Origin of the sequence: Myxococcus sp. CA005, from assembly GCF_006518205.1 — a bacterium.
Lineage (GTDB): Bacteria > Myxococcota > Myxococcia > Myxococcales > Myxococcaceae > Myxococcus > Myxococcus xanthus.
This window is the reverse complement of record NZ_SRLV01000051.1, coordinates 22176-32983: the sequence shown is the minus strand read 5'-3', so window position 1 is coordinate 32983 and position 10808 is coordinate 22176. Positions and strand designations below refer to the sequence as shown.

The following is a 10808-nucleotide window of genomic DNA, read 5'->3' as shown; positions in this document are numbered from 1 at the left end:
CTAGCGGACCGGCGACTCAGGGCGATAGGACGGACCTCACGACCTGTCCGTTACTCCAAGTCCGGGAGGACACCCGTCGGCGAACCCACACGCGCGTGCCTCCCGGACCGAGGAGACTCAGTCCACCTTCACCGCGTTCTCCTCCAACGCGACAGCGGGGGATGCGCCGTTGTAGACGGCGGCATCCAGCAGGCCCTCTTCGCGCGCCACCAGCACCGGGACCAGCATCTGGCCCGTGACGTTGGTCATCGTGCGCATCATGTCGAGGATGCGGTCGATGGCGAGCAGGTAGCCCAGCCCCTCCAGCGGCAAGCCCGCGGAGCTGAGCACCACCGTGGCCATGACCACCGCCGTCCCGGGCACGCCCGCGGTACCGAAGCTGCCCAGCACCGAAGCCAGCAGGATGATGAAGTACTGCGACGCGGACAGCTCCAGGCTGAAGTACTGCGCGACGAAGAGCGACGCGATGGCCGGGTAGATGGCACCACACCCATCCATCTTGATGCTGGCCCCCAGCGGCACCGCGAAGGCCGCGTAGTCCTTGTTGACGCCCAGGTTGTTCGTCACGGCGCGCAGGGCCACCGGCATGGACGCGAAGCTCGACGAGCTGACGAAGGCCACCTGCATGCCGGGCGCGGCGCCCCGGAAGAAGCGCAGCGGATTGAGCCCGTGTGTCATCAGGAGGCCGCCGTACACGAAGACGATGTGCAGCGCGCACGCCACGTACAGCGCCAGCACCAGCTTGCCCAGCGGCAACAGGCGCTCGAAGCCGTAGGTGCCCACCAGTGCGGCGATGAGGCCGAAGGTGCCCAGCGGCGTGAGCTCCAGCACGAAGCGGGTGACCTGAATCATCGCGTCGCTGGCCTCGCGGACCAGCTCGCGCAGCCGGGCCGTCTTCTCGCCGAGCTTCACCAGCGCGAAGCCCAGCAGGCCGGCGAAGAAGATGACCTGGAGGATCTTCCCATTCGCGAGCGCCGCGAACGGGTTGGTGGGCACCACATCCAGCAGCACCTGGATGGGGCCGGGCACGTCCCGTGGCTTGTAGGTTTCGGTGGCCATGAGCTGGCCCACTCCCTCCCCGGGGCGCAGCAGCGCGGCGACGCCCAGGCCCACCCCCACCGCCAGCGCGGCGGTGACGCCGAACCAGAGGAACGTCTTGCCGCCGAGCACCGCCATGCTCTTCTGCCCGTGAAGCGCCGCCACCGCGTTGATGACCGCGAAGAACACCAGCGGTGTGGCGATCATCTTGATGAGGTTGACGTAGAGCGTACCCAGCGGCTGGAACCAGGGCCCCGCTGGCTCTCCCACGAGCCACCCGGCCACGGCCCCGAGCACGAACGCCCCCAGGACACGTTGCCAGAAGGGAATGCGGAACCAGGCGGAGACGAGCTTCTTCACGGGGGAGACCTCTCGACAACGGGCGGCGGACGATAACCCCAGGCCCCAGGCCGCGCAGGGCGAGGCGCAGAATTTGCGCCAGGGATGCCCGCGCCGGGGATCCGGGTTTTGCCGCGTCCGACCGGCCCCGGCAGGACGCCACAGAGCAACAGGGCCTCCCATTTATTCCCGAGGAGCGGTACACCTGGGCCCATCATGGCCGAGACCTCTTCGCTCAACATCCCCACTGTCGACCTCGCCGACCTCGCGTCGGATGACTCCGCTCGCGTCGAGCGCGCCGCCGCGGCGATCCGCGAGGCCTTTGGCGTCTTTGGCCTCGTGTACCTGAAGAACCACGGCGTCGACACCCAGGCGCTGAACCGGTTCTATGACGCGTTCGCGGCGTTCATCGCCCGGCCCGCCGAGGAGAAGAAGCCCTACGGCCGCGCGGACATCTGGTACCAGCGCGGCTGGACGCCTCCGAACACCGAGGTCGCGGTCGCCAGCAATGGCCAGCCGGACTTCAAGGAGTGCTATTTCGTCGCGCCCTACCCCAACGACGCGCAGTCCGCGCTCGAGTTCCCGGAGCTGTACCCGGAGAACGTGTGGCCCCAGAACGCGCCGCCCTACTTCGAGGACGGCATCATGACGCTGGGCCGCTCCCTCCATGAGGCCGGCCTGAAGCTGCTCCGTGGCTCCGCGGTGGCCCTGGGCCTGCCGGAGACGCTGTTCACCGACCTGTGCGACCGGGCTGCCCACGTCACCCGCGCGCTCCAGTACCTGCCGCTCACCAACACGCAGGTGAACACGGACATCGTCTGGGGCGAGGAGCACACCGACTTCAATCTGCTCACCCTGCTCCCGGGCGGCCGCTTCCTGGACCCGGACGGCAGCCCCGCGCCCGGCCCCGACAACAAGAGCGGCCTCTACCTCCGCACCCGCGCGACGCCCGAGGCCCCGAACGGACTCAAGGTGCGGGGAACCGCGCCCGCGGGTTGCATCGTGGCGCAGGTGGGCCAGCAGTTGGAGATCCTCACGGGTGGCACCTTCCTCGCCACGCCGCATGTCATCACCGCCCCGGGCGTGCCGGGTTGGCAGCGCCAGTCCGCCGCGCACTTCATGCACGTGCACACGAACACCGTGCTCTTCCCGCTGGAGAAGTTCCGCAGCGCGGATGCCGTCCGGAACTACGCGCCGCCCGTGCTCGCTGGGACGTATGACATCAAGACGCTGGTGGACATCGGCCTTGCGCCCGCGAGCGCGCTCGACAAGCTGGGTTACCGGCACTACGACCGGCTGAACCGCCAGCGCGCTGGCACGTAAACCTGGCGGTACCGCTTGAGGCCCCGGAGACAACCGGGGCCTCGCGTGAAACACAGCCATCAATCACAGACAGATAGACACAGACGTATATTGAATGTCTGTGTTTTATCCGATCCGCATTGGCAAGATCTGTCATTGGCGAAGCCCCTTGGCGTCCGCGCATGGCCTGTCAGAGGGTGCCAAAAACCACTGAAAAGAACTTCATGTAGGCATTGCCTTCCCGGATGCGGCGCATTTCCTCGCGAGGAGGCAGGCCAGCGGCTCCTGAAAAACCACTGATGACCTGTTCATGTAGGCATTGCGCGTCTCCTCCGGCGCCCGGCCGCGCGCAAACGTGTCAGGCGGGCGGGCGACCGGCATTACGACCCGCGAAAACTGCCTGAAGGTTCGTTCATGTAGGCATTGCGCATCCATGCCCCAGGTTCTTGGGACATCCGCCCTGAGGTCGTGCGTCGCCGCCATCCCAGTGTGTCGCCTGTGCGACAGAGATACCGTCCCAGCGGCAGAGGCGATGGCGCCCTGGTGGCAGACCAGTCAAGGGTAGCTCGCCCTGCCCCCGTATGATGCACCCCATCATCGACTTCAAGACGCTGTTCGACGTCTCACCCAACCCGTACATGCTGCTCGACCGCGAGCTGCGCTTCGTCGCCGCCAACCCGGCGTACCTGCGCGTCACGGCCAGCAAGCTGGACGAGCTGCTTGGCCGGAGCGTCTTCGAGGCCTTTCCGGACGACCCCTCGGACCCGAACAACGCCAATCTCCGGCAGCTCCGGGAGTCCTTCCTGCGCGTCCTGGCAAAGCGGGCGCCGGACATCCTGGCCCTGATTCCCTACCGCGTCCCCGAGTTGACGAATCAGGGCGTCGTCCCGACGTACCGGTACTGGAGCGCCACCCACATCCCCCTGCTCGATGCCTCGGGCGAGGTGGCCTACATCCTCCAGCACACCATGGACGTCACGGAGCTCCAGCGGCTGCAGGAGGCCGTCCAGTCCGTGACCGGCGCCACCGGCACCCGCAAGCCTCCACCGTCGCAACTGGAAGCAGGCGTCTTCCAGCGCGCGCTGCAAGTCCAGGAAGCGAACCAGAACCTGGACCAGGAGCGGCGCCACCTCCGCCGACTGTTCGAGCAGGCGCCCGGCTTCATGTGCTTCCTTCGCGGCCAGGGCCATGTCTTCGAGCTGGCGAACACGGCCTACATGCAGCTCGTCGGACACCGGGACATCCTCGGCAAGCACATCCGGGACGCCCTGCCCGAATTGGATGGCCAGGGGTATTTCGAGCTGCTGGACCGTGTCTTCACCACGGGGCAGACCTTCGTCGGCCGGGGCATGAAAGTCTCCCTTCAGCAAACCCCCGATGACACGCTGGCGGAGAGCTACGTCGACCTCGTGTATCAGCCCATCATCGAGCCGGACGGGTCCATCTCCGGCATCTTCGTCCAGGGCCACGACATCACGGAGCAGAAGCGCGCCCAGGACGAACTGCGCCAGTACAAGGACCATCTGGAGGAGCTCGTCCGGGAGCGCACCCGCGCATTGGAGGAGAGCGAGGCCGAACGGCGTCAAGCAGAGGCCGCCCTCCGGCAGGCCCAGAAGATGGAAGCAGTGGGCAAGCTCACCGGCGGCGTGGCGCACGACTTCAACAACCTGCTCCAGGTCATCAGCGGAAACCTGCAGCTCCTGTTCCTGGATGTGGGCGACAACGCCCAGGCGCAGCGCCGGCTGACCACGGCGGTGGGCGCGGTGGAGCGCGGCGCCCGGCTCGCGTCCCAGTTGCTGGCCTTCGCCCGGCGGCAGCCGCTCAATCCCACGGTCATCAACCTGGGCCGCATGGTCCGCGACATGGACGACTTGCTGCGGCGCGCGCTCGGCGAGGACGTGGCGCTGGAGACCATCATCGGCGGCGGGCTTTGGAGCACGTTCGCCGATCCGAACCAGCTCGAAAACGTCATTCTCAACCTGGCCATCAACGCGCGCGACGCCATGGCGAGCGAAGGCAAGCTGACCGTCGAGGCCGGCAACGCCATGCTGGATGACCACTACGCCCAGTTCCACCCGGACGTCGTGCCGGGCCAGCACGTGTTGCTGGCGATCTCCGACACCGGCTGCGGCATGCCGCCCGAGGTGCTGGAGCGCGCCTTCGAGCCGTTCTTCACCACCAAGCCTGAAGGCCACGGCACGGGCCTGGGGCTCAGCATGGTGTATGGCTTCGTCAAGCAGACGGGTGGCCACGTCAAGATCTACAGCGAGGTCGGCCACGGGACGACCATCAAGATCTACCTCCCGCGTTCGCTCCAGGCGGAGATGCCACGCGCCGAGGTCATCCCCGAACAGGTCGAAGGCGGCACCGAGACGCTGCTCGTCGTCGAGGACGACGCGGAGGTGCGCGCCACCGCGGTGGAGATGCTGACGGAGCTGGGCTACCGCGTGCTCAAGGCCTCTGACGGGCAGAGCGCGCTCGCGGTCATCCAGAGCGGCATCCCCATCGACCTGCTCTTCACCGACGTGGTGATGCCCGGCCCGGTCCGCAGCCCCGAACTGGCTCGGCAGGCCAAGGCCCTCTCCCCGGACCTGGAGGTGCTCTTCACGTCCGGCTACACGGAGAACGCCATTGTCCACGGCGGCCGGCTGGATCCGGGTGTCCAACTGCTGAGCAAGCCCTACCGCCGCGAGGACCTGGCGCGGAAGATCCGCCAGCTCCTGGCCGCCCGGCAGCAACGCATCGCCCAGCGCGAGGCCCCCCAGCCGACCCGAGGCGCCACCACGCCGGCACCCGCTCGCGTGAAGCAGACCGGGCTGCGCATCCTCCTGGTGGAGGACGACGAGAACATCCTCCTCCCCGTCTGCGAACTGCTGGAGACGATGGGCCACACAGTGACGGCCGTCGCCTGCGCGGAAGAAGCCACGCCCCTCTTGCGCACACAGGAGTTCGACCTCCTGTTCACCGACGTGAGCCTGCCTGGCAAGTCCGGCATCGAGCTGGCCCACCAGGCCGTCCAGGACGTGCCCGGCCTTCGCGTCATCATCGCGTCCGGCCACGGCGCCAACGTGGACATCGGTGCCAAGGGGCCGCTCGACAGCGCCGTAATCCTGCCCAAGCCCTACGGCCTGTCCCAGATCGAGCAGGCGCTCGCCCAGGCCATGGCCTGAAGGTGAATTCAGGTTCATGCAGTGCGTCATGCATGCCCCTGCGCGGGGCGCTTGCTCCTCGCGCGCCAAAGTCCGTTAATCGGGCGTATGAAATTCCTGAGAGAGCTCCGCTCGGTCCTCAACCTGACCGTGCTGGTGGCCGGGCTCGGCTACTTCGTCGACCTCTTCGACATCACGCTGTTCGGCGTGGTGCGTGTCGCATCGCTCAAGGACATCGGCGTCACCGACCCGGCCGACATCCTCCAGAGCGGCCTGCTCATCTACAACGCGCAGATGGTGGGCATGATGGTGGGCGGCCTGCTGTGGGGCGTGCTCGCCGACAAGCGCGGACGCCTGTCGGTGATGTTCGGCTCCATCCTGCTCTACTCCTTCGCGAACCTGGCCAACGCCTTCGCCTGGGACGTCACCAGCTACGCCGTTCTCCGCTTCCTCGGAGGCGTGGGGCTCGCGGGTGAGCTGGGCGCGGCCATTACCCTGGTGGCGGAGTCCCTGCCCAAGGAGAAGCGCGGCCTGGGGACCACCATCGTCGCCACGCTGGGCATGCTCGGCATCGTCGCCGCGGCCTTCCTGGGCCAGCACATGCACTGGAAGACGGCCTACCTCACCGGCGGCTTCATGGGCCTCGCGCTGCTCTTCGCGCGCTTCAAGGTGTCGGAGTCGGAGCTGTTCAGCAAGAAGATGGACCCCGCGCGCGCCAACCCGCTGCTGCTCCTCACCGGCGGCCGGTTCATCAAGTACATCTGCTGCATCCTCATCGGCGTGCCCATCTACTTCACCACGGGCATCCTCTTCACCTTCGCGCCCGAGCTGACGGCCGGCCTCAACGTCCAGGGCACCGTGACGGCCGGCAACGCCATCCTCTATGGCTCCATCGGCCTGACGCTGGGTGACTTGCTGGCGGGCGTCTTCAGCCAGTGGCTCAAGAGCCGCAAGCGCGCGGTGGCGATGAACCTCACCGCGGGCTTCGTGCTGATGCTCGTCTACGGCCTCACCCCGGGCCTCACCAGCACCATGGTGTACGGGCTGAGCTTCCTGATTGGCATCACCGTGGGCTACTGGGCCGTGCTGGTGACCATGGCCGCCGAGCAGTTCGGCACCAACATCCGCGGCACCGTGGCCACCACCGTCCCCAACTTCGTGCGTGGCTCGGCGGCGCTCGCGGCCAGCGGCTTCGCCTACCTGAAGGGCGAGATGTCGGTGTCCACCGCGGCGCTCATCGTCGGTAGCATCTGCTTCGGCCTGGCGCTGCTGGCCCTCACCCGGCTGGAAGAGACGTTCCACCGGGACCTGGATTACGAAGAGACGGCGAACGGCCCGCAGCCGGCCGCCCAGCCCTCCCAGTCCGGCACCTGACGCACGGCGCGGCGCTCACGGGGCGCCGCGCTTTGAATCGGACGTTCGCCCCGGCAGCCGTTGCTCCGGGGCCGACGGGATGCATACAGCGCGCACATGGAACATGTGTCGCTGCGTCCCATCCAGAAGGTCCTCTGCGCCAACCGCGGTGAGATTGCCATTCGCGTCTTCCGCGCGTGCAACGAGTTGGGCATCCGCACCGTCGCCATCTACAGCGACGAGGACCGCACCCACGAGCACCGCCACAAGGCCGACGAGGCGTACCTCGTGGGCCGGGGCAAGCGGCCCGTGGAGGCCTACCTGGGCATCGACGAAATCCTCGACGTGGCCGTGAAGGCGGGCGTGGACGCCATCCACCCCGGCTACGGCTTCCTGTCGGAGAACGCCGCCTTCGCGGAGGCGTGTGAGCGGCGTGGCATCCGCTTCATCGGCCCGCGCTCGGACGTGGTCCGCACCATGGGCGACAAGGTCGCCGCCAAGCACCTGGCCGACGCGTGCGGCGTCCCGGTGGTTCCCGGCATCACCCTGGAGGGCGACGACGCGCACGTGCTGGAGCAGGCCCGTGCCTTCTTCGCGAAGCAGGGTGGCCCCATCCTGGTGAAGGCGGCCCATGGCGGCGGCGGCCGAGGCATGCGCGTGGTGCGCGAGGCGAAGGCGCTGGAGGATGCGCTGGCCTCCGCGCGTTCGGAGGCGAAGAGCGCCTTCGGTTCGTCGTCGGTGTTCCTGGAGCGCTTCCTGGAGCACGTGCGCCACATCGAGGTACAGCTACTGGGAGATTTGCACGGCAACATCGTCCACCTGCACGAACGGGACTGCTCCGTGCAGCGGCGCCATCAGAAGGTCATTGAGATTGCCCCCGCGCCCAATCTGGCCCCGGCGGTGAAGGAGGCCATCTGCGACGCGGCGGTGCGGCTGGCGCGCAAGGCCGGCTACACCAGCGCTGGCACCGCCGAGTTCCTGGTGGCGGGTGACGCCTTCTACTTCATCGAGTGCAATGCCCGCCTCCAGGTGGAGCACACCGTCACCGAGCAGGTGACGGGCGTGGACCTGGTGCAGAGCCAGCTTCGCATCGCGGAGGGCTTCCGGCTGGACGCGCCGGAGGTGGGCATCTCCCGGCAGGAGGACGTGGTGCCCCGGGGCTACGCGGTGCAACTGCGCGTCACCACCGAGGACCCTGCCAACCAGTTCATGCCCGACGCGGGCGTCATCACCGCCTGGCGCGCGGCCACGGGCTTCGGCATCCGGCTGGACGGCTCCAACGGCTACACCAACGCCGTCATCTCCCCCTACTACGACTCCATGCTGGTGAAGGTCATCGCCTACGCGCCCACGTTCCAGGGCGCGGTGATGAAGGGCCAGCGCGCGCTGCGCGAGTTCCGCATCCGCGGCGTGAAGACGAACCTGCCCTTCCTGGAGAACGTGCTCGCCCACCCCGCCTTCCAGCAGGGAGAGACGTACACGCGCTTCATCGACGAGACGCCGGTGCTGTTCCAGTTGGAGCCCCGCAGGGACAGGGCCACCAAGCTGCTCCAGTACCTGGGCGACGTCATCGTCAACGGGCACCCCACCATCAAGAAGGACCAGCGGCTCAAGCCCACGCAGTTCCTGGAGCCGCGGCTGCCGGTGACGCCTTCGGGCCCGGTGCCTCGGGGCACCGCGCACATCCTGGCGGAGAAGGGCCCGCGCGGACTGGCGGACTGGGTGCTGGCCCAGAAGCGCGTGCTGCTGACGGACACCACCATGCGGGACGCGCACCAGTCCCTGCTGGCCACGCGCATGCGCACGCGGGACATCCTCCGCGTGGCCCCGGCCACCGCCCACCTGGCCTCCGAGCTGTTCAGCCTGGAGAGCTGGGGCGGCGCCACCTTCGACACCACCTACCGCTTCCTCAACGAGGACCCGTGGGCCCGCCTGCGCGCGCTCAAGGCCGCAGCCCCCAACCTGCTCCAACAGATGCTCCTGCGCGGGGCCAACGCCGTGGGCTACACCAGCTACCCGGACAACGTGGTGGAGGCCTTCATCGACGAGGCGGCCGAGGCGGGGGTGGACGTGTTCCGCATCTTCGACAGCCTCAATGATCTGGGCAGCATGGAGGTCTCCACCCGCCGCGTGCTGACGACGGGCAAGGTGGCGGAGGTGTCCATCTGCTACACGGGCGACGTCGCCAACCCCAAGCGCACGAAGTACACGCTGGACTATTACGCGGACCTCGCGAAGCGGATTGAAGACTCCGGCGCGCACTTCCTCTGCATCAAGGACATGGCGGGCCTCTTGCGCCCGCGCGCGGCGGCCATGCTGGTGCGGCGTCTGCGCGAGGTGACGCGCCTGCCCATCCACCTGCACATGCACGACACCTCCGGCAATGGCATCGCCAGCTACCTGGAAGCCATCGAGCAGGGCGTGCACGTGGTGGACGTGGCCCTGGGCAGCATGGCGGGCCTGACGAGCCAGCCCAGCCTCAACGCGCTGGTCAGCGCCCTGCGCGGCCACCCCCGTGAGACGGGCCTGGCCAACGCGCGCCTTCAGCCGCTGGCCAACTACTGGGAGGACGTGCGCGAGTACTACGCCCCCTTCGAGGCCGGCCTCAAGAGCACCACCAGCGAGGTGTACTACCACGAGATTCCTGGCGGCCAGTATTCCAACCTCCGGCCGCAGGTGGCGGAACTGGGCCTGCTGGGCCGGTGGAACGACGTGAAGGACGCCTTCGCGCTCGTGAACGTCCTGGTGGGCGACATCCCGAAGGTGACGCCGTCGTCGAAGATGGTCGGCGACTTCGCCATCTTCCTGCTCAAGAACGACCTCACGGTGCGCGCCTCCACGCTGGCGGAGGCGGCCTCGCTCACGCGCCAGAGGCTGATTGAACAGGCGCCGCGCCTGGACTTCCCCACCAGCGTGGTGGGCTACTTCCGAGGTGAGCTGGGCCAGCCGCCCAACGGCTTCCCCGAGGACCTGCGCGCCGCCGTGCTCAAGGGCCTGCCCCGCGTGGAGGGACGGCCCTCCGCCAGCCTGCCGCCGCTGGACCTGGACGCGCTCCAGCGGGAGCTCTCCGCGAAGACAGGACATGCGCTCACCCGCGTGGACGCCATCTCCAGCGCGCTCTATCCGCGCGTCATCGCCGGCTACCTGGAAGACCTGGGGCGCTACGAGGACGTGTCCATCCTCGACACCCCGAACTACTTCTACGGCATGGAGGTGGGACAGGAGGTCTGGGTGGACCTGGAGCCGGGCAAGACGCTGGTCATCAGCCTGTCCGCGGTGGGCGAGCCGGATGAAGAGGGCGTGCGCACCGTCTACTTCGCCCTCAACGGCCACACCCGCACCGTGCACGTGAGGGACCGCAGCCGCGCCGCCACCGTGGAGACGCGGCGTCAGGCGGACCGCGCCAATCCCAGCCACGTCGCGGCGAGCATGCCGGGCACCGTCATCGCCCTTCATGCCAAATCGGGAGACGCCGTGGAGGCGGGCGCGCCCCTCGTCACCCTCGAGGCGATGAAGATGGAGACGGTGGTGCGGGCCCCGCGCGCCGGCACCGTGGCGGAGGTCGTCCCCGCGCTCAAGGCCTCCGTCCAGGGCGGAGACCTGCTGGCGGTGCTCCAGTGACGGAGG

General features: G+C 68.2%; 5 protein-coding genes. 4 read left to right on the top strand and 1 reads right to left on the bottom strand.

Features of this window, described 5'->3' with window-relative positions:
- Positions 1–117: 117 nt before the first annotated feature.
- Positions 118–1398, bottom strand: a complete 1281-nt coding sequence (locus FMQ63_RS22235; RefSeq protein WP_011553887.1) for a dicarboxylate/amino acid:cation symporter — start codon at positions 1396–1398, stop codon at positions 118–120.
- Between the two features lie 195 nt (positions 1399–1593).
- On the opposite strand from FMQ63_RS22235, the gene FMQ63_RS22230 reads away from it, so the two are divergent.
- The 4 genes from FMQ63_RS22230 to FMQ63_RS22215 all read left to right on the top strand — a co-directional run bounded on the left by FMQ63_RS22230 (position 1594) and on the right by FMQ63_RS22215 (position 10802).
- The gene (locus FMQ63_RS22230) at positions 1594–2700 is read left to right on the top strand and encodes an isopenicillin N synthase family oxygenase (RefSeq protein ID WP_171452284.1); all 1107 of its coding nucleotides are present in this window, start codon (positions 1594–1596) and stop codon (positions 2698–2700) included.
- 560 nt (positions 2701–3260) lie between these two features.
- The gene (locus tag FMQ63_RS22225) at positions 3261–5849 is read left to right on the top strand and encodes a response regulator (RefSeq protein ID WP_011553889.1); all 2589 of its coding nucleotides are present in this window, start codon (positions 3261–3263) and stop codon (positions 5847–5849) included.
- An 87-nt stretch (positions 5850–5936) separates the two neighbouring features.
- Positions 5937–7202, top strand: a complete 1266-nt coding sequence (locus FMQ63_RS22220; RefSeq protein WP_011553890.1) for an MFS transporter — start codon at positions 5937–5939, stop codon at positions 7200–7202.
- 96 nt (positions 7203–7298) lie between these two features.
- Positions 7299–10802 carry a pyruvate carboxylase gene (locus FMQ63_RS22215; RefSeq protein ID WP_020478091.1) on the top strand — a complete coding sequence of 1168 codons (3504 nt, stop codon included), beginning with the start codon at positions 7299–7301 and terminating at the stop codon, positions 10800–10802.
- Positions 10803–10808 lie beyond the last annotated feature (6 nt).

Coding starts and splice junctions, on each gene's coding strand:
- FMQ63_RS22230 (WP_171452284.1), top strand. CDS start 1,594: ATGGCCGAGACCTCTTCGCTCAACATCCCCACTGTCGACCTCGCCGAC.
- FMQ63_RS22225 (WP_011553889.1), top strand. CDS start 3,261: ATGATGCACCCCATCATCGACTTCAAGACGCTGTTCGACGTCTCACCC.
- FMQ63_RS22220 (WP_011553890.1), top strand. CDS start 5,937: ATGAAATTCCTGAGAGAGCTCCGCTCGGTCCTCAACCTGACCGTGCTG.
- FMQ63_RS22215 (WP_020478091.1), top strand. CDS start 7,299: ATGGAACATGTGTCGCTGCGTCCCATCCAGAAGGTCCTCTGCGCCAAC.